This is a genomic window from Rathayibacter sp. AY1H3 (assembly GCF_002932015.1).
Genome location: NZ_PSUU01000012.1, coordinates 1 through 18639, shown reverse-complemented (window position 1 = coordinate 18639; position 18639 = coordinate 1). Strand labels below are relative to the sequence as shown.

The window sequence follows — 18639 nt, the reverse complement described above, 5'->3', positions numbered from 1 at the left end:
CCTATCGGTGTGGTCAGTGCGCCAGGAAGCCGGCGAGGGTGGAGACGGGGTCGCCGCCGGTGACGAGAGCCTCGCCCACGAGGACGACGTCGGCTCCGGAGCCGCGGTAGTGCGCGACGTCGTCGGCGGTGAGGACGGCCGACTCGGCCACCTTCACCGCATCGTCGGGGAAGCGCTCGGAGAGGCGGCCGAAGAGGTCGCGGTCGAGCTGGAAGGTGGAGAGGTCGCGGGCGTTCACGCCGATGAGCCGCGCGCCGAGGTCGGCGGCCCGCTCGAGCTCGTCGGCCGAGTGCGTCTCGACGAGCGGGGTCATCCCCAGCTCGAGCACGAGGGCGTGCAGCTCGGCGAGCAGGGGCTGCTCGAGCGCGGCGACGATGAGGAGGACCAGGTCGGCTCCGGCCGCGCGGGCCTCAAGGACCTGGTACGGCTCGGCGACGAAGTCCTTGCGCAGGACGGGGATCGACACGCGCTCGCGGACCGCCTCGAGGTCCGCGAGGGACCCCTTGAAGCGGCGCTCCTCGGTGAGGACGCTGATCGCGCTCGCTCCCCCGAGCTCGTACTGCCCGGCCAGCTCGGCGGGGACGGGGATGTCGGCGAGGGCTCCGCGCGACGGGCTGGCGCGCTTCACCTCGGCGATGATCCTGACGCGCTCGGCGGGGGCCAGAGCGGCCAGGGCGTCGAGGGCGGGCGCCTGGGCGAGCGCGCGGCGCTCGACGGCTTCGAGCGGGGCGCTCTCGCGGCGCCGGGCCGCGTCGGCCAGGGCGCCGGCGGTGAGGTCGGCGAGCACCTAGGCGCGCGCCTTCGGGTTCGCCTTCGCGCCGTTGACGCCGTAGCCCGCCTTGGCCATGCCCATGCCCACGAGCAGACCCACCACGACCAGGCCGGCCGAGAGCCAGACCACCAGGGGCACGTCGAACCAGAACGCGATCGTGCCGATCGTGAATCCGACCAGCATGATGACGACGGCCGTCCACGCTGCGGGCGAGTGGCCGTGGTTGTCGTCGTCGTGCTCGGTGCTCATGGGTCTCCTCCTGGGGGTGCATCGGGACCAGAGCAGTCTAGCGTGAGGCGCCTGAGCGCCCGGCCCCGGACTCGCCTGCGCAGCCGCCTGCAGGAGGCGGGGATGCCGGACCGCCGGACACGACCGCGGCCGGTGTCAGCGGCCCGAGGTGGGGTCGTCGCCGCGCGAGAGCTCGTCCCACGAGACGACCGGGTCGATGTCGCCGTCGTCCGTCTGCACGGTCGACGCGCCGTGGCCGTAGCCGTCGGCGGGCTCGAAGCGGGAGGCGCGCTTCCGCGCCGCTCCCGGCCAGCGGCCCGAGGTCACGAGGACGCCGATCCCGAGCAGCGCGGTGAGCACGCCGCAGACCAGGGCGACGACGGGCCAGGCCGTCGCGGAGGACGAGGCCACGAGCGCCGCGACGGACTGCTCCCCCGCGATGGCGGTCGCCTCGGTGACGAGCGAAGCGCCGGCGCGCACGGGGTCGCCCAGTGCCGTCGCGGCCGCGAGCACCACCGAGGCGCCGAGGACGGCCTGGAGCACACCGAGCACGATCCGGAAGACGGGGCCGGCGATGGCGAGGGCCGCGGCGAGGGCGAGGCCCGCGAGCGCCAGGGCGGAGAGCGCGGGCGCGGCGACGGTCCCGGCCACGTCGATCCGCTGGCCCTCCCCCTCGATCGCGGCCAGGGTCAGCGTGGACCAGGTCTGGGTGGAGGAGGTCAGCTCGAGCGCGGCGAGCAGCACGACCCCGAGGATCGCCGTGTACTTCAGCCGCCGTCCGCTCATGCTCACTCCGCCGGACCGAGGCCGGTGAACGGCACGAGGGGGTCGACGTCGAAGCAGGCGTGCTCGCCCGTGTGGCAGGCTGCGCCGATCTGCTCGACCTGGACCAGCAGGGTGTCGGCGTCGCAGTCGAGGGCGGCACCCCGCACGTACTGCGCGTGCCCGGACGTGTCGCCCTTGCGCCAGTACTCCTGGCGCGAGCGCGACCAGAAGGTGACGCGGCCCTCGGTGAGGGTCCGCCGGAGCGCCTCGCGGTCCATCCAGCCCATCATGAGCACCTCGCGGGTGTCGTGCTGCTGGATGATCGCGGGCAGGAGCCCGGTCGGATCGAAGGCGGCGCGGTCCAGGACGGCGTCGAGCTCGGCGGGGGTCATCGGATCTCGATCCCGGAGGCGGCGAGCGCGCGCTTGACGTCGCCGATCGTCAGCTCGCGGTTGTGGAAGACGGAGGCGGCGAGCACGGCGTCGGCTCCCGCGTCGACGGCCGGAGCGAAGTGCTCGACGGCGCCGGCGCCTCCGGAGGCGATGACCGGCACGGAGCTCAGCTCGCGCATCGCGGCGATCAGCTCGAGGTCGAAGCCCTGCTTGGTGCCGTCGGCGTCGATGGAGTTGACCAGCAGCTCCCCGGCGCCGCGCTCGACGGCCTCGGCCGCCCAGGCCAGGGCGTCGAGCTCGGTCTCGCGGCGTCCGCCGTGAGTGGTGACGACGAAGCCGGACGCCGTGGCGTCGCTCCGCTTGACGTCGAGCGAGAGCACGAGCACCTGCGCGCCGAAGACGTCGGCGATCTCGCCGAGGAGCTCGGGCCGGGCGATCGCGGCGGAGTTGACGCCCACCTTGTCGGCGCCGTGCGCGAGCAGTCGCGAGACGTCCTCGGCGCTGCGCACGCCTCCGCCGACCGTGAGCGGGATGAAGACCTGCTCGGCGGTCGCCCGCACCACGTCGTAGGTGGTCGAGCGGTCGTCGACCGTGGCGGTGACGTCGAGGAAGGTCAGCTCGTCGGCGCCCTGCTCGAAGTAGAGGCGGGCGAGCTCGACGGGGTCGCCCGCATCGCGCAGGTTCTGGAAGTTGACGCCCTTCACGACGCGGCCGGCGGCGACGTCGAGGCAGGGGATGACGCGGACGGCGAGACTCATCGGCTCCCCCTCTACAGGCGCGCGGCGTGGATGGAGGTGACCAGGATCGCGCGGGCGCCCAGGTCGTACAGGCGGTCCATCACCTGGTTCATGTCCGAGCGCGGCACCATCACGCGGACGGCCACCCACTCGGCGTCGTGCAGCGGCGAGACCGTCGGCGACTCGAAGCCCGGGGCGATCGCCGTGGCGCTCTCCAGGAGCGCGACGGGGCAGTCGTAGTCGAGCAGCACGTACTCGCGGGCGACCAGCACGCCCTGCAGGCGGCGCAGCAGCACCGGGATGCCCTCGGGCTCCCCCGCGGCGGAGACCAGGACGGCGGTCGAGTCCAGGATGACCGGGCCGAAGATCTCGAGGCCGGCCTTGCGGAGCGTGGTGCCGGTCTCGACGACATCGGCGATGACGTCGGCGACGCCGAGCTGGATCGCGGACTCGACCGCGCCGTCGAGGCGGATCAGCGTCACCTCGACGCCGTGCTCCCGGAGGAAGCGGCCCACGAGGCCCGGGTAGCTGGTCGCCACGCGGAGGCCGTCGATCTGCGCGAGCTCGTCGTAGCGGCCTGCGGGCCCGGCGAAGCGGAAGGTGGAGTTGGCGAAGCCGAGGCTCGCGATCTCGCGCGCCTCGGAGCCGGAGTCGATCAGGAGGTCGCGGCCGGTGACCCCGACGTCGAGAGCGCCGGAGCCGACGTAGGTGGCGATGTCGCGCGGGCGCAGGTAGAAGAACTCCACCCCGTTGCGCTCGTCGACGACGTGCAGCTCCTTCGGGTCGCGGCGGCCGGTGTAGCCGGCCTCCGCGAGCATCTGACCGGCGGTCTCCGAGAGGGAGCCCTTGTTGGGGACGGCGACGCGCAGGAGCGCCGGGGCGGGGGTGGTGGTCACGGGACGTCCTTCATGACTCGACGGCTGTTCAGGGGGCGGCACGGCTCCTCGGGGAGCGTGCGGGCGCGACGGCGCGGAGCGGAGGCGCACCCCGGCGAGCGGGGCGGGGCTCACAGATGCCGGTAGACGTCGGCCGTCGTCAGTCCCTTGGCGAGCATGAGCACCTGCAGGTGGTAGAGCAGCTGCGAGATCTCCTCGGCGGTGCGCTCGTCGCCCTCGTACTCGGCGGCCATCCACACCTCGGCTGCCTCCTCGACGATCTTCTTGCCGATGAAGTGCACGCCGGCGTCGAGCTCGCGGACGGTGCCCGAACCCTCGGGACGGGCGGCGGCCTTCTCGCCCAGCTCAGCGAAGAGGTCGTCGAAAGTTTTCACCGGGGAAGTCTATACGGCGGCCGGGCGCGGGACGCCTCAGTGCCGGTGCAGGTGAGCGGTCGCCGTCTCGCGCAGCGACGCGATCGCGGCCTCCGGGTCGTCCGCGCCGAAGACCGCGGAGCCCGCGACGAAGGTGTCGGCTCCCGCCTCCGCTGCGATCTCGATCGTGCCGGGTGCGATCCCGCCGTCGACCTGGAGCCAGACGTCGAGCCCGGTGCGGTCCACCACGTTCCGGAGCGTGCGCAGCTTGGGCATCGTCTCCTGCATGAAGGACTGGCCCCCGAAGCCGGGCTCGACCGTCATCACGAGGACCTGGTCGAACTCGGGCAGGAGGTCGAGGTAGTCGTCCACCATCGTGCCCGGCTTGAGCGCGATCCCCGCCCGCGAGCCGATCCCGCGCAGGCGCCGCGCGAGTGCCACGGCGTCGCGCGCGGCCTCGGCGTGGAAGGTCACGGAGTAGGCGCCGGTCTCGGCGTAGTCGGGGGCCCACCGGTCGGGGTCGTCGATCATCAGGTGCAGGTCGAGCGGCCGGGGCGAGACGTCCTGGAGGCGCTGGACCATGGTCAGCCCGAAGGTGAGGTTCGGCACGAAGTGGTTGTCCATCACGTCGACGTGCACCAGGTCGGCTCCGGCGATGCGCTGCAGCTCGGCCTCGAAGTTCACGAAGTCGGCGGAGAGGATGCTGGGGTTGATCCGTGCGGGCATGCGTCCAGCCTAGATCGGAGCGTCCTCCGCGTCCGCCCGGCCGAGCACGCTCCCGCTCCGGAGGGGTCAGGCGTTCCCGGACGCCGCCTCGAGGGGCCGGCGGCGGAGGAGCTGCACGAACATGGCGTCGGTGCCGTGCCGGTGCGGCCAGAGCTGCACGTGGAGGGTGCCCTCCGGCAGCGGGAGCGGGTCCGCCGTCACCGCGCGCAGCACGGCCGACGTGTCGACGAGGTCGAGCTCGTGCCGCTCCTGCGCGAGGGCGAGCACGCGCCGGGTCTCGCCGAGGTGCGGCGAGCAGGTCACGTAGGCCAGCAGCCCGTCGGGAGCGAGAGCCCGGACCGCGGAGTCGAGCAGCTCGCCCTGGAGGGCGGCCAGCGGCTCCACGTCGGCCGCGGACTTGCGCCAGCGCGCCTCGGGCCGACGCCGCAGCGCACCGAGACCGGTGCACGGCGCGTCGAGGAGGATGCGGTCGAACGAGCCCGGCTGCTCGTCGCCCAGGTCGCGCCCGTCGCCGGTGCGCACCTCGACCGACGGGTCGACGGCGGCCAGCGCCTGCCGCACCAGGCCCGCGCGGCCCGGGACCACCTCGTTGGCGAGCAGCGCCGCCCCGCCTGCGCGCGCCTCCGCCGCGAGCAGCGCCGCCTTGCCGCCGGGTCCCGCGCACAGGTCGAGCCAGCGCTCGCCCGGGCGGACCGGCCGTGCCCGGGAGAGCGCCAGAGCGGCGAGCTGGGAGCCCTCGTCCTGCACGCGCACGCGGCCCTCGTGCACCGCGGGGAAGGCCTCCGGGTCGCCGCCGGTGCTGGTCATGCCGACCGGCGAGAACCGGTCGGATTCGGCGTCGGCGATCTCGCCGGGAGACGCCAGGCCCGGCAGAGCCACCAGGTTCACCCGCGGAGCCGCGTTGTCGGCGGCGAGCAGCGCGTCGAGCTCGTCGGCCGCCCCCTCCGCCGCCAGCGCCCGTCGCAGGGCGCGCACGATCCACACGGGGTGGGAGCTCAGCGCGGCGATCCGGTCGTCCCCGGAGACCGCGGCCGCGGAGACCCGCTCGCGCCACTCGCCGGCGCTCGAGCGCGAGACCGCGCGCAGCACGGCGTTGGCGAAGGCCACCGCTCCCCGCGAGGAGCCGGCCGCGACGAGCGCGACACTCTCGTTCACCGCGGCGTGCGGGGCCACGCGGGTCGCGAGCAGCTGGTGCACGCCCAGGCGCAGCGCGTCGAGCACGGGCGCATCGATGCTCTCGACGGACCGGCCGGCCGCGAGGGCGATCACGCGGTCGTAGTAGCCGGACATCCGCAGAGTGCCGTAGCAGAGCTCGGTGGCCAGTCCCGCGTCGGCGGGCGAGAGGCCGGCGGCGCTGATCCGCGCGGGCAGGATCAGGTTGGCGTAGGCGTCCGACCCGCTCACCGCGAGCAGGACGTCGTAGGCGACCCGGCGGGCGGGAGCGGCCTCGCGACGGGCGCTCACGCGAGCACCGTGCTCTCGCGCAGGCCGCGGGCCCAGTCGGCGCCGGCCATCGGGGTCCTGCCGGCGGGCTGGACGGTGACCAGCTCGACCGCTCCGTCCGCGGTGCCGACGAGGGCGCGCCCCGCGTCGAGGCGGACGACGCCGGGAGCGAGGTCCCCCTCGGCCGCGCGGACCGCGAGCACCTTGAGGCGCGCGTCCCCCACCGCGGTCGAGGCTCCGGGCTCGGGAGTCGTTCCGCGCACGAGCGCGAGTACCCGCGCGGTCGGGAGGCTCCAGTCGATCCGGCCGTCGGCGGCGTCGAGCTTGGGAGCGGGGGTCGCCTCTCCGGCCTGCGGAGTCGCGACGGCCGTGCCCTCCTCCAGCGCGTCGACCACGCCGAGGGTGAGGCCGGCGCCGCTCCCGGCCAGCTCCGTCAGCAGCTCGCCCGCGGTGTGCTCCCCCGCGTCGACGGCGAGCTCGGCGTACACGTCACCGGCGTCGAGCTCGGCGACCAGCTGGAAGACGCTCGCGCCGATACGCGTGTCGCCCGCCATCAGCGCCCGCTGGACGGGAGCCGCCCCGCGCCAGCGCGGCAGCAGGGAGAAGTGCAGGTTGATCCAGCCCAGGCGCGGCACCGCCAGCAGGCGCTGCCGGACGAGGCCGCCGTAGGCCACGATCACGCCGAGGTCGGGGGCGAGCTCCGCGATCCGGTCGGTCACGTCCTCGTCGAGGCGGTTCGCCCGGATCACCGGGATCCCCAGCTCCTCGGCCACGACGGCGACCGGCGAGGGGGTGAGCACGCGCTTGCGTCCCACCGGGGCGTCCTCCCGGGTGACCACGGCCACGACCTCGTGCGCGGAGGCGGCGAGGTCGCGGAGGGTCGGAACGGCGGCGGCGGGCGTGCCGGCGAAGACGAGGCGCACGGGGGTCTCCTGGGGAGTCAGAGGATGTCGGGGTCGTCGAGACGGACCCGGAGCCGGGGGGCCGGCCGGAAGCGGCCGGGCGTGGTCGGCGGGCGACGACGGCGCGTGGCGTTGCGGATCACGGCGGAGCGGAGGCGCGCGGCCACATCCGCACCGCGAGCGTAGTCGAACCGGACGATCGCCCGGACGGAGCCGTCCTCGAGCCCGACAGGACCGAGGACCTCGTGCCGGTCGTCCTCGTCGAGCGCGTCGAGCGCCTCCTCCACCGCGTGCGCGTCGCCGCTCACCGTGGCCAGGCGCACCGCGGGCGGGAAGCGCAGAGCGCGCCGCTCCTGGAGCTCGGCCCGGAGGTACTCGGCCTGCCGCCAGGTCGCCAGGGCGGTCGCGAGCCGGCCGCCGACCCCGACCAGGAGGACCGGCGCGCCCGGGCGGGCCAGCGCCGCGGCGTTCGACCAGGTGCGGAGCGCGTCGTCGGCGACCCGCAGGCTCTCGCGGGCCAGCATCCGCTCGCCGTCCAGCAGCAGGACGGCGTGGTAGCCGCCGTCGGCCCGCGGCTCCGCCCCGCGCGTGGCCACGACGAGCGCGGGCTCGTCGGGGAGGGTGAGCACGGGGCGCTGCCCGTCGGCGACGATCACCTTGGCACCCGGGAAGGCGCGTCCGAGCTCCTCCGCGGTGCGGCCCGCGCCGAGGGAGACGAGGCGCAGAGCCGTCGCCTCGCAGACGGAGCAGGTCCAGTCGGCCGCGATCAGGCCGCACCAGCCGCAGCTCGGCCGCCCGCCCTCGGAGTGCACGCCGAGCGGACCCTGGCAGCGGTTGCAGCGTGCGACGGTCCGGCAGCGGGCGCAGGCGACCACCGGCGCGTAGCCGGGTCGCGCGACCTGGACGAGCACGGGACCGGAGTCGAGGGCCTTCCGCGCCTCCCGCCAGGCGGAGGAGGGGATGCGCGCTGCCGCGTCGTGCTCGTCGGCCGCCCACTGCTGGGCGGTCGGCACGACGTGCGGGCGGCGGCTCGGCCGCGGCTCCACCTCGGTCGCGAAGCCGATCTCGACGAGCCGCTCGACCTCGACCGTGCGCGTGTTGCCGAGCAGGACGAGGCCGGCGCCGCTCTGCTCCTGCCGCACCAGGGCGACGTCGCGGGCGTGCGCGTAGGGCGCGAGCGGCTCGGCGAAGAGCGGATCGCCGTCGTCCCAGAGCGCGATCAGGCCGAGGGCGGAGGAGGGCGCGTAGAGGACGGAGCGGTTGCCGACGACGACCCGCGGCCCGGGATCGAGGCAGCGGACGAAGGCGGAGTAGCGCTCGGCGCCCTTCTGCCGCGCATCGAGGCGCACCACCGCCTCCGCGGGGACGAGGGCGGCGAGAGCGAGCTCCAGCTGCTCCTGGTCGCGGTAGTCGGGGACCGCCAGGATCGCGTCGCGGCCCGCGGCGAGCGTGTCCCGGGCGAGCTCGGCGAGCGTGACGGCCCAGCCGCCGACCCACGCGCCCGACTCGAGCCTCACGGGAGCCGGCACGGCGCCGACCGCCAGCCGGGCCCCTTCGGCGAGTCCCGCGAAGGAGGCGTCGGGGTAGCCCGTCACGCCGCCCGCCTCGACCGCCTGCGCCGCAGGAGCGGGACCCGCGGCGAGTCGCGCCTTCTCGACGCGGACGTGGCGGCGCGGCACGGCCAGGCGCAGCACGTCGCTCGCGCCTCCGGAGGCGCGGTCGGCCACCCGGCGGGCGAGGGCCCAGACCTCCGGGGTCAGCACGACGAGCGGCGAGACCAGCTCCTCGATGCCGCTGAGCGCTCCGGCGTGCTCGGTCCCCTCCCCCGTCTCGACGACGAACGCGTCGGCGATCCGGCCTCCGGTCCGCAACGGCACCCGCACGCGCACGCCGGGGACCACCTCGCCGCGCAGCGCCTCCGGCACCGCGTAGTCCAGGAGCCGGTCGAGCTGCGGGAGGGGCGAGTCCAGGAGCACGCGCGCGACGGCTCCGCTCGTCGCCATCGCCGCCGCGCCCGCTACGAGAGGCCCGCGGCGGAGCGCAGGTCGTCGACCCGGTCGAGGCGCTCCCAGGTGAAGTCGGGGAGCTCCCGGCCGAAGTGGCCGTAGGCCGCGGTCTGCGCGTAGATCGGGCGGAGCAGGTCGAGTGCGTGGATGATCGCGGCCGGGCGCAGGTCGAAGACCGAGCGGATCGCCTCGGTGATCGTCTCGTCGGAGACGGTGCCGGTGCCGAAGGTCTCGACGTAGAGGCCGACCGGGGCCGCCTTGCCGATGGCGTAGGCGACCTGCACCTCCAGCCGCGAGGCGAGCCCCGCGGCGACCGCGTTCTTGGCGACCCACCGCATGGCGTAGGCGGCCGAGCGGTCCACCTTCGACGGGTCCTTGCCCGAGAACGCGCCGCCGCCGTGGCGGGACGCTCCGCCGTAGGTGTCGACGATGATCTTGCGGCCGGTGAGCCCGGCGTCGCCCTGAGGGCCGCCGATCTCGAAGCGGCCCGTCGGGTTGATCAGCAGGCGCACGGCGGAGGAGTCGAGGTCGACCGTCTCGAGGACGGGGCGGATGACGTGCGCCGCGATGTCCGCGTGGATCGTCTCGGTGCTGACGTGCTCTGCGTGCTGGGTGGACAGGACGACGGTGTCGATGGTGGACGGCGTCGTGCCGTCGTAGCCGATGGTGACCTGGGTCTTGCCGTCGGGTCGGAGGTAGTCGAGCTCGCCCGACTTGCGGACGGCGGCCAGGCGCTCGGCGAGGCGGTGCGAGAGCCAGCTCGGCAGCGGCATGTACTCGGGGGTCTCGTCGGTCGCGAAGCCGAACATCAGGCCCTGGTCGCCCGCGCCCTGGCGGTCGAAGGCGTCCTCGCCCGCCTCGGAGGAGCGGACCTCGAGCGCCGTGTCGACGCCCGCCGCGATCTCGGGCGACTGCTGGCCGATCGAGACCGAGACGCCGCAGGAGCGGCCGTCGAAGCCCTTCTCCGAGGAGTCGTAGCCGATCTCGACGATCGTGTCGCGCACGATCTTGGGGATCTCGACGTAGCCGCTCGTGGAGACCTCGCCCGCGACGTGCACGAGCCCCGTCGTGACCAGCGTCTCGACGGCGACCCGGCTGTGCGGGTCCTCGCGGAGCAGGGCGTCGAGGATGCGGTCCGAGATCTGGTCGCAGATCTTGTCCGGGTGGCCCTCGGTGACGGACTCGGAGGTGAACAGGCGGAGGGGACCGGAGGTCATGCTTCTCTTCTCGTCCCGGCTCGTGCGGACCGGGGTCGTTCGTACCGGGAGTGGCCTGGCGGGCGCGATGCCGGGCGGCAGGCGATCGGCGCCTGGGCGGGCGGACCGGCGGGGCTAGCGCACGACCGCGTCGAGGACGCGATCGGCCACCTCCGCCTTGCTGCCCGAGGCCTCGCCAACTATATCGCCGGCCCGATCGAGGACCACGACGGCGTTGCTGTCGCTCTGGAAACCCTCGGCCCAGCCCACCCTGTTGAGGACGAGCAGGTCGCAGCCCTTCCGGGCGATCTTGGCGCGGCCGAGGGCGAGCATCGCGTCCCGGTCCGGCTCGGTCTCCGCGGCGAAGCCGACGACGATCTGCCCCTCCCGCCGGGAGGCGGAGATCTCGGCGAGGACGTCCGGGTTCTTGACGAGCTCGAGGACGAGACGGTCGCCCTGCTGCTCCTTCTTGATCTTCGCGTCGGCGACCGCGGCGGGCCGGTAGTCGGCGACGGCCGCGGCCATGATCACCACGTCCGCGCCGGGGGCCGCGGCGAGGGCGGCCTCGCGCAGCTCGAGCGCGGTGCCCACCGGGAGGACCGTGACGCCCTCCGGCGCCGGCACGTCGAGGTTCGCGGCGAGGAGGGTGACCTCCGCGCCCCGGGCCGCAGCGGCCAGCGCGAGCGCGACGCCCTGCCTGCCGCTGGAGCGGTTGCCGACGAAGCGCACCGGGTCGAGGGGCTCGCGGGTGCCGCCGGCGGTCACGAGGACGCGCACGCCCGCGAGGTCGCGGCGGGCGGAGGCTGAGCGGGCGTGGACGGCGAGGGCCTCCGCCACGATCGTCTCGGGCTCCTCCATACGGCCGGGGCCCGAGTCGGCGCCGGTGAGGCGGCCGACCGCGGGGCCGACGACGTGCACGCCGCGGGAGCGGAGCACCGCCGTGTTCGCGACGGTGGCGGCGTTCGCCCACATCTCGGTGTGCATCGCGGGGGCGACCACGAGCGGGGCGGTGCTCGCGAGCACCGTGTTGCCGAGCAGGTCGTCGGCGAGGCCGGCAGCGAGTTTGGCGAGCGTGTGCGCCGTCGCGGGCGCGATCACGATGAGGTCGGCGGCCTGGCCGATGGCCACGTGCCGGACCTCGGCGACGCCCTCGTAGAGCTCGGTGTGCACCGGGTTCCGCGAGATGGCCTCGAGGGTGGGCTTCCCGACGAAGCGCAGCGCGGCCTCGGTCGCGACGACGTGCACGTCGTGCTCCGCGAGGACCAGCGCGCGGACGACTCCGACGGCCCTGTACGCGGCGATGCCGCCGGTGATGCCGACGACGACGTTGAGCCGTCGGCCGGCCTCGAGAGAGGAGCCCATCCGGAGGGGACTACTCGGCGAGGGGCTTGGCGACGAGCTTGTCCTCGTTGATCTCGTGCAGTGCGACCGAGAGGGGCTTGTCGTCGATGGTGGAGTCGACCAGCGGGCCGACGTTGTCGAACAGGCTGCCCTCGTGGAGGTCGGCGTAGTAGTCGTTGATCTGGCGGGCGCGCTTGGAGGCGAAGATCACCAGCGCGTACTTGGAGTCGACCTTCGAGAGGAGCTCGTCGATGGGCGGGTCGATGATGCCGAGGTTGTTGGCCATGGGTGTCTCCTTGCAGGCGCATCAGCGCCGATCTGCGGCTCCGGAGCAACACGGCGCGCGGGCTCCGAGGGGCGTGTGCCCGGTGGGACCCGGGGCGTCGGCCCGGAGGTGGTCGGTGGCCCGGTGTCAGCGGCCCGGGTCAGCGGGCGCGCCGTCGGCACGAGGCGACATCAATTCTACGACCTCGCGGGCCGCTTCGGGCACGGTGCTGTTGACGACGGCGAAGTCGAACTCGTCCTGCGCGGCCAGCTCCACCTTCGCGGTGGCCAGACGGCGCTCCTGCTCCTCCGCGCTCTCGGTGCCGCGGCCGACCAGCCGGTGGACCAGCTCGTCCCAGGTCGGCGGCAGGAGGAAGACCAGCCGCGCGTCCGGCATCCGCTCGCGCACCTGGCGGGCACCCTGGATGTCGATCTCGAGCATCACCTGCCGGCCCTGCTCCAGCGCGGCGTCGATGGGGCCGCGGGGCGTGCCGTAGCGGTGAGCGTTGTGGACGACGGCGTACTCGAGGAACTCCCCCGCCGCGACCATCCGGTCGAACTCGGCGTCGTCGACGAAGTAGTAGCTGACGCCGTCCACCTCGCCCGGACGCGGGGCCCGGGTGGTGGCCGAGACCGAGAGCAGGACGTCCGGGTAGTTCTCGCGGATGTAGGTCGACACGGTGCCCTTGCCGACAGCGGTCGGACCGGCGAGGACGAGCAGGCGGTTGCGGCCGGGGCGGCGCTGCCGCGACTCCCGCTCCTCCAGGAACGACGACAGGCCCTCGACCTGGCGCCGGCCGAGCCCGCCGAGGCGCTTCGACTCGGCGATCCGCAGCTGGTCCATCACCCGGGGCGTCTTCACCACGCCGAGTGCGGGCACGGCGCGGAGCAGCTCGCTGACGCGCATCCGCCCCTCGACTCCGAGCGGCTCGGCCTGGGCCGCCGCGAGCACGGCGGTCGCGGGGCGGCGTCCGGCGGCGACGGCCTTCTTGACGGCGGCGCGGGCACGGCGCGCCGCGATCGCGGCCTCGGAGGCGGCGCGCCGGTCGACCTCGGGCGGCGAGGGACGGCGCACGGCCTCCGGGCGCGAGGAGGCGCCGGGATCGGGGCTGACGGTTTCAGCGGACAAGGGTCTCCTGGATGTCGGTCGCGCGGCGGGTGATCTCGGCCGCGATCCCCGAGGGGCCGGCGCCGAGCACGCTCCGCGACTCGCTGACGATGGTGGCGGCGCTCAGCGCGCCGAACAGCCGCTGCGCGTCCGCGACGGCCGCGCCCTGGTGGCCGAAGCCGGGCGCGAGCACCGGGAGTGCGGGGTGCAGCGGCTCGTCGATGCCGATGCCGAAGTCGCCCAGGGCGACCGTGGCGCCGAGCACCACGCCGACCGAGCCGATCGACGCGCGAGCGTGAGCGTCGTTCCAGGATGCCACGTCCGCCACGACCGCGCGTGCCACGGTGGATCCCGCCCGGCCGCCGTCCTGCACGAGGGCGCGCTGCACGGGGCGGGCCTCGGGGTTGGAGGTGGCTGCGAGGACGAACACGCCCTTGCCCGCCTCCTCGGCGAGGGTCAGCATCCCCTCGAGGGAGCCGAGCCCCTGGTAGGCCGCCGCGGTCATGGCGTCCGCCTCGAGCGGCGAGCCGGGCCGGAGCCACGCCTCGGCGTAGGCGGTGACGCTCGTGCCGATGTCGCCGCGCTTGACGTCGGCGATCACCAGCAGTCCGGCCTCGCGGGCGTCGGCGAGCACGCGCTCGAGCGCGGCGTAGCCCGCCGAGCCGTGCCGCTCGAAGAACGCGATCTGCGGCTTCACCACGCCCGCACGGCCGGCCGCCGCCTCGACGACCGTTCGGCCGAAGCTCTCGAGCCCGGCCGCGTCGTCGGCGAGGCCCCACGCGTCGAGCAGGTACGCGTGCGGGTCGATCCCGACGCAGAGCCGGCCGTGCGCGGCGAACGCCGCCTCGAGGCGCGAGCCGAAGGAGGCGGTGCCCGCCGCGCCGCCGCTCACGCGGTGCGCTCCGCGCGGCGCAGGGCGTAGTCCTGCAGGCTCGTCACCTCGAAGGGCTCGTTCGCCGCGTCGAGCGAGGCGACCGCCGCCGCGAGCTGGGCGATCGTGGTGAACAGCGGCTTGTCCGCGGCGACCGCGGCGGCGCGGATCTCGTAGCCGTCGGCGCGGGTCGCTCCTCCGCTGGGCGTGTTGATCACCACGTCGACCTCATCGCGGGCGATCAGCTCGACGATGGAGGGCGCGTCGCCCTCGGCGGTCTCGCTGTACTTGCGGACCACGCGGGCCTGGATCCCGTTGCGGTTCAGCACCTCGGCCGTGCCCTCGGTCGCGAGGATGTCGAAGCCGAGCTGACGCAGGCGCAGCGCGGGCAGGACGATCGAGCGCTTGTCGCGGTCGGCGACCGAGATGAAGACGGTCCCGCTCGCCGGCATGCCGCCGTACGCGGCGTCCTGGCTCTTCGCGAAGGCGCGCGGGAAGTCGCGGTCGATCCCCATGACCTCGCCGGTGGAGCGCATCTCGGGCCCGAGCAGCGAGTCGACGATCTGGCCCTCCTTGGTGCGGAAGCGCTTGAACGGCAGGACCGCCTCCTTCACCGCGATGGGAGAGTCCATCGGGACGTCGGAGCCGTCGCGCTCGGGCAGCAGGCCCTCGGCCTTCAGCGCGGCGATGGTCTCGCCCACCATCAGGCGCGACGCGGCCTTCGCGAGCGGGATGCCCAGCGCCTTCGACACGAACGGCACGGTGCGCGAGGCCCGGGGGTTCGCCTCGAGCACGTAGAGCACGCCCTGGCCGATCGCGAACTGGACGTTCAGCAGTCCTCGGACTCCGACGCCCTGCGCGATCGCGAGGGTCGCCTCCCGCACCTGGTCGATCTGCCGGCGGCCGAGCGTCACCGGCGGGAGCGTGCACGCCGAGTCGCCGGAGTGGATGCCGGCCTCCTCGATGTGCTCCATCACTCCTCCGATGTAGAGCTGCTCGCCGTCGAAGAGCGCGTCGACGTCGATCTCGATCGCGTCGTCGAGGAAGCGGTCCACCAGCAGCGGGTGCGCCTCGTCGATGATCCCCTCGCCGGCCATCCGCTCGAAGTAGTCCTCGAGCTGGGGCGTGCCGTAGACGATCTCCATGCCGCGCCCGCCGAGGACGAACGACGGACGGACGAGGACCGGGTAGCCGATCTCCACCGCGACCTCGCGGGCGCCGTCGAGGTCGGTCGCGGTGCCGTTGCGCGGAGCGAGAAGTCCCGCCTCGTCGAGGATCCGCGAGAACGCGCCGCGCTCCTCCGCGAGGTCGATGTTCGCGGGGGTGGTGCCGAGGATGGGCACGCCGGCCGCCTCGAGGCCCGCGGCGAGCCCGAGCGCCGTCTGGCCGCCCAGCTGCACGACGACGCCGACGAGCTCGCCGGACTGCGACTCCGCGTGGATGACCTCGAGCACGTCCTCGAGAGTCAGCGGCTCGAAGTAGAGGCGGTCCGAGGTGTCGTAGTCGGTCGAGACCGTCTCGGGGTTGCAGTTGATCATGATCGTCTCGAAGCCCGCGTCCGAGAGCGCGAACGAGGCGTGCACGCAGGAGTAGTCGAACTCGACCCCCTGGCCGATGCGGTTGGGGCCGGAGCCCAGGATGACGACCTTGCGGCGGTCGGCGGCGACGACCTCCGTCTCCTCGTCGTACGAGGAGTAGTGGTACGGCGTGAGCGCCGGGAACTCGCCCGCGCAGGTGTCGACGGTCTTGTAGACCGGGCGCACGTCCAGCGCGTAGCGGGTGCGGCGGACCTCCGCCTCGTCGAGCCCGCGGAGCTCGGCGATCTGCGCGTCCGAGAAGCCGTGGTCCTTCGCCAGGCGGAGGAGTCCGGCGTCGAGGCCGTCGTGCTCGCACACCAGGTCGGCGATCTCGTTGATCAGCACGATCTGGTCGAGGAACCAGGGGTCGATCTTCGTGGACTCGAACGCCTGCTCGACCGTGGCTCCCAGGCGCAGCGCCTGCTGCACGGTGACTATGCGGCCGTCGGTCGGGGTCCTCGCGATCTCGAGGAGCTCCTCGACCGAGCGCTCCTGCGCGCCCCAGTGGAACGACGAGCCGCGCTTCTCGAGCGAGCGGAGCGCCTTCTGCAGCGCCTGCGCGTAGTTGCGGCCGATCGCCATCGCCTCGCCCACCGACTTCATGGTCGTGGTCAGCGTCTTGTCGGCGGCCGGGAACTTCTCGAACGCGAACCGCGGGACCTTCACGACCACGTAGTCCAGCGTCGGCTCGAAGCTCGCCGGCGTCACCTTGGTGATGTCGTTCGGGATCTCGTCCAGGCGGTAGCCGATGGCGAGCTTCGCGGCGATCTTGGCGATCGGGAAGCCGGTCGCCTTGGAGGCGAGGGCGGAGGAGCGGGAGACGCGCGGGTTCATCTCGATCACGATGATCCGGCCGTCCGCCGGGTCGATCGCGAACTGGATGTTGCAGCCGCCGGTGTCCACGCCCACGTCGCGGATGATCCGGATGCCGATGTCGCGCAGCTTCTGGTACTCGCGGTCGGTGAGGGTCAGCGCCGGTGCGACGGTGATCGAGTCGCCCGTGTGCACGCCGACGGGGTCGACGTTCTCGATCGAGCAGACGACGACCGTGTTGTCGGCCGTGTCGCGCATCAGCTCGAGCTCGTACTCCTTCCAGCCGAGGATCGACTCCTCCAGGAGCACCTCGGTGGTGGGGCTCTGGTGCAGGCCGTCGCCGACCATCCGCACCAGCTCCTCGCGGGTGTAGGCGAAGCCGGAGCCCAGGCCGCCCATGGTGAACGACGGGCGGATGACGAGGGGATAGCCCAGGTCCTCGGCGTACTCGATCGCCTCGTCGACGGTGTGCGCGATGTAGGACTTCGCGACGTCGGCGCCCGCGTCCAGCACCAGCTGCTTGAAGATCTGCCGGTCCTCGCCGCGGTTGATCGCCTCGAAGCTCGCGCCGATGAGCTCGACGCCGTACTTCTCGAGGATCCCGAGGTCGTGCAGCTGGATGGCCGCGTTCAGGGCCGTCTGCCCGCCGAGGGTCGGCAGGATCGCGTCCGGCTTCTCCTTGGCGATGATCGCCTCGATCGCCTTGGGCGTGATCGGCTCCACGTAGGTGGCGTCGGCGAAGTCGGGATCGGTCATGATCGTCGCCGGGTTGGAGTTGACGAGGATCACGCGCACCCCCTCGGCGCGCAGCACGCGGCAGGCCTGGGTGCCGGAGTAGTCGAACTCGACGGCCTGTCCGATGACGATCGGGCCGGAGCCGATGACCAGGACGCTCTGGATGTCTTCCCTGCGCGGCATTACTTCTGCTCTCCGATGCTGCTGGTCGTGGGGATGTCGGTGGGCTCCGAGGCCCCGCGCCCGGCCGTGCGCTGCACGACCATCTCGCGGAAGCGGTCGAAGAGGTGGTTGGAGTCGTGCGGGCCGGCCGCCGCCTCCGGGTGGTACTGCACCGAGAAGGCGGGGATGTCGAGGCAGCGCAGGCCCTCCACGACCGAGTCGTTGAGGGAGTAATGGCTGACCTCGACGCGGCCGAAGCCCTCGGGCGAGTCCAGCTCGCCCTCGATCGGCGCGTCCACGGCGAACCCGTGGTTCTGCGAGGTGATCTCCACGCGGCCGGTGAGCTTGTCGAGCACGGGCTGGTTGATCCCGCGGTGGCCGAACGGGAGCTTGTAGGTGCCGAAGCCGAGAGCGCGCCCCAGCAGCTGGTTGCCGAAGCAGATGCCGAAGAACGGCAGGTCGGCGCGCAGGGTGGTGCGCAGCAGCTCGACGTGGCGGTCCGAGGCCTCGGGGTCGCCGGGGCCGTTGGAGAAGAAGAGCGCGGACGGGTCGAGCGCGAGCACCTGCTCGGCGGTCACCGACTCGGGCAGCACGTGGACGTCGAAGCCGCGCTCCGCGAGGTAGTTGACCGTCGAGGTCTTCACCCCCAGGTCGATGACCGCGACCGAGCCGACGCGCTCGCCGCGGGCAGGCACCGTGTACTGCTCGTCGGTCGAGACCGAGGAGGAGAGGTTGAGCCCCTGCATCTGCCGGCCGCCGAGGACCAGCGCGAGCTGCTCCTCCTCGGGGAGGGCGAGGTCCTCGCCGGAGAACACGCCGGCGCGCATCGAGCCGGCCGAGCGGATGTGGCGGGTGATCGCCCGGGTGTCGACGCCGGAGATCCCGACGATGCCGTCGGTCTCCAGGTCGTCGCCGAGGGAGCGCTGCGCGCGGAAGTTGGAGACGACGCGGGAGGGGTCGCGGACGACGTAGCCGGCGACCCAGATGCGGCGCGACTCCATGTCCTCGTCGTTGGTCCCGGTGTTGCCGATGTGGGGCGCGGTCTGCACGACGATCTGGCCGGCGTAGCTCGGGTCGGTCAGCGTCTCCTGGTAGCCGGTCATGCCGGTGGCGAAGACGATCTCGCCCAGGGTGCGGCCTCGGGCGCCGTAGGCCTGTCCCCGGAATCGTCGTCCGTCCTCGAGGACGAGGACGGCGGTGGGTTCGGTGCTGAGGCGTGTCGTTGGCACGGACTAGGAGCCCTTCTGGGTCGTGTCGGGGCCGCCGCGAACGTCGTGCTCTACGACCCGGAGGCGCGACGCCGCTTCTCCGTCGAGGACCTGCGCGGCCGCAGCGGCAACTCCCCGTACCTC

18 protein-coding genes are annotated in these 18639 nt (G+C 73.7%); all 18 read right to left on the bottom strand.

Going from position 1 to position 18639, the window contains the following annotated elements; all coding sequences use genetic code 11:
* Positions 1-13 precede the first annotated feature (13 nt).
* A complete protein-coding gene (gene trpC, locus C5C33_RS06570) occupies positions 14-787 on the bottom strand; it encodes an indole-3-glycerol phosphate synthase TrpC (RefSeq protein ID WP_104221862.1) in 774 nt (257 codons plus the stop codon).
* Positions 788-1021, bottom strand: a complete 234-nt coding sequence (locus C5C33_RS06565) for a DUF6704 family protein (protein WP_104221860.1) — start codon at positions 1019-1021, stop codon at positions 788-790.
* A gap of 135 nt (positions 1022-1156) precedes the next feature.
* The gene (locus C5C33_RS06560; RefSeq protein WP_104260723.1) at positions 1157-1786 is read right to left on the bottom strand and encodes a Trp biosynthesis-associated membrane protein; all 630 of its coding nucleotides are present in this window, start codon (positions 1784-1786) and stop codon (positions 1157-1159) included.
* A gap of 2 nt (positions 1787-1788) precedes the next feature.
* Entirely contained in the window at positions 1789-2157 is a 369-nt protein-coding gene (gene hisI / locus C5C33_RS06555; RefSeq protein ID WP_104221855.1) for a phosphoribosyl-AMP cyclohydrolase, read from the bottom strand.
* A complete protein-coding gene (gene hisF / locus C5C33_RS06550; RefSeq protein WP_104221853.1) occupies positions 2154-2915 on the bottom strand; it encodes an imidazole glycerol phosphate synthase subunit HisF in 762 nt (253 codons plus the stop codon). The genes hisI and hisF overlap by 4 nt, the downstream gene beginning before the upstream one ends.
* A gap of 11 nt (positions 2916-2926) precedes the next feature.
* Positions 2927-3790, bottom strand: a complete 864-nt coding sequence (hisG, locus tag C5C33_RS06545; RefSeq protein WP_104221851.1) for an ATP phosphoribosyltransferase — start codon at positions 3788-3790, stop codon at positions 2927-2929.
* Between the two features lie 110 nt (positions 3791-3900).
* A complete protein-coding gene (locus C5C33_RS06540; RefSeq protein ID WP_055791842.1) occupies positions 3901-4164 on the bottom strand; it encodes a phosphoribosyl-ATP diphosphatase in 264 nt (87 codons plus the stop codon).
* 36 nt (positions 4165-4200) lie between these two features.
* Positions 4201-4869: a ribulose-phosphate 3-epimerase gene (gene rpe, locus C5C33_RS06535; protein ID WP_104260722.1), complete on the bottom strand. Its 669-nt coding sequence runs from the start codon at positions 4867-4869 to the stop codon at positions 4201-4203.
* A gap of 66 nt (positions 4870-4935) precedes the next feature.
* On the bottom strand, positions 4936-6333 hold the full coding sequence (locus tag C5C33_RS06530) for an RsmB/NOP family class I SAM-dependent RNA methyltransferase (protein ID WP_258069190.1): 1398 nt from the start codon (positions 6331-6333) through the stop codon (positions 4936-4938).
* A complete protein-coding gene (locus tag C5C33_RS18425; RefSeq protein ID WP_181136203.1) occupies positions 6330-7235 on the bottom strand; it encodes a methionyl-tRNA formyltransferase in 906 nt (301 codons plus the stop codon). The genes C5C33_RS06530 and C5C33_RS18425 overlap by 4 nt, the downstream gene beginning before the upstream one ends.
* Positions 7236-7252: 17 nt before the next feature.
* The gene (locus C5C33_RS06520) at positions 7253-9217 is read right to left on the bottom strand and encodes a hypothetical protein (protein ID WP_104260720.1); all 1965 of its coding nucleotides are present in this window, start codon (positions 9215-9217) and stop codon (positions 7253-7255) included.
* Between the two features lie 14 nt (positions 9218-9231).
* Entirely contained in the window at positions 9232-10437 is a 1206-nt protein-coding gene (gene metK, locus C5C33_RS06515) for a methionine adenosyltransferase (RefSeq protein ID WP_104221839.1), read from the bottom strand.
* Positions 10438-10551: 114 nt separating this feature from the next.
* Positions 10552-11778: a bifunctional phosphopantothenoylcysteine decarboxylase/phosphopantothenate--cysteine ligase CoaBC gene (coaBC, locus tag C5C33_RS06510; protein ID WP_104260719.1), complete on the bottom strand. Its 1227-nt coding sequence runs from the start codon at positions 11776-11778 to the stop codon at positions 10552-10554.
* A 10-nt stretch (positions 11779-11788) separates the two neighbouring features.
* A complete protein-coding gene (gene rpoZ, locus C5C33_RS06505; protein ID WP_104221835.1) occupies positions 11789-12043 on the bottom strand; it encodes a DNA-directed RNA polymerase subunit omega in 255 nt (84 codons plus the stop codon).
* Between the two features lie 126 nt (positions 12044-12169).
* Positions 12170-13096: a guanylate kinase gene (gmk, locus tag C5C33_RS06500; protein WP_181136204.1), complete on the bottom strand. Its 927-nt coding sequence runs from the start codon at positions 13094-13096 to the stop codon at positions 12170-12172.
* A gap of 43 nt (positions 13097-13139) precedes the next feature.
* Positions 13140-14021 (bottom strand): orotidine-5'-phosphate decarboxylase, encoded by an 882-nt coding sequence (gene pyrF, locus C5C33_RS06495; protein ID WP_104246781.1) that lies wholly within the window; start codon positions 14019-14021, stop codon positions 13140-13142.
* Complete coding sequence (gene carB, locus C5C33_RS06490; RefSeq protein WP_104260717.1) at positions 14018-17308, bottom strand: carbamoyl-phosphate synthase large subunit; 3291 nt, start codon at positions 17306-17308, stop codon at positions 14018-14020. The genes pyrF and carB overlap by 4 nt, the downstream gene beginning before the upstream one ends.
* On the bottom strand, positions 17308-18516 hold the full coding sequence (carA, locus tag C5C33_RS06485) for a glutamine-hydrolyzing carbamoyl-phosphate synthase small subunit (RefSeq protein WP_104225321.1): 1209 nt from the start codon (positions 18514-18516) through the stop codon (positions 17308-17310). The genes carB and carA overlap by 1 nt, the downstream gene beginning before the upstream one ends.
* Positions 18517-18639 lie beyond the last annotated feature (123 nt).

Bases quoted from the DNA above. Each gene is read 5' to 3' on its own strand.
- C5C33_RS06565 (WP_104221860.1), bottom strand. From the start codon at position 1,021: ATGAGCACCGAGCACGACGACGACAACCACGGCCACTCGCCCGCAGCG.
- coaBC (WP_104260719.1), bottom strand. From the start codon at position 11,778: ATGGGCTCCTCTCTCGAGGCCGGCCGACGGCTCAACGTCGTCGTCGGC.
- rpe (WP_104260722.1), bottom strand. From the start codon at position 4,869: ATGCCCGCACGGATCAACCCCAGCATCCTCTCCGCCGACTTCGTGAAC.
- rpoZ (WP_104221835.1), bottom strand. From the start codon at position 12,043: ATGGCCAACAACCTCGGCATCATCGACCCGCCCATCGACGAGCTCCTC.
- C5C33_RS06560 (WP_104260723.1), bottom strand. From the start codon at position 1,786: ATGAGCGGACGGCGGCTGAAGTACACGGCGATCCTCGGGGTCGTGCTG.
- hisF (WP_104221853.1), bottom strand. From the start codon at position 2,915: ATGAGTCTCGCCGTCCGCGTCATCCCCTGCCTCGACGTCGCCGCCGGC.
- C5C33_RS06520 (WP_104260720.1), bottom strand. From the start codon at position 9,217: ATGGCGACGAGCGGAGCCGTCGCGCGCGTGCTCCTGGACTCGCCCCTC.
- carB (WP_104260717.1), bottom strand. From the start codon at position 17,308: ATGCCGCGCAGGGAAGACATCCAGAGCGTCCTGGTCATCGGCTCCGGC.
- metK (WP_104221839.1), bottom strand. From the start codon at position 10,437: ATGACCTCCGGTCCCCTCCGCCTGTTCACCTCCGAGTCCGTCACCGAG.
- hisI (WP_104221855.1), bottom strand. From the start codon at position 2,157: ATGACCCCCGCCGAGCTCGACGCCGTCCTGGACCGCGCCGCCTTCGAT.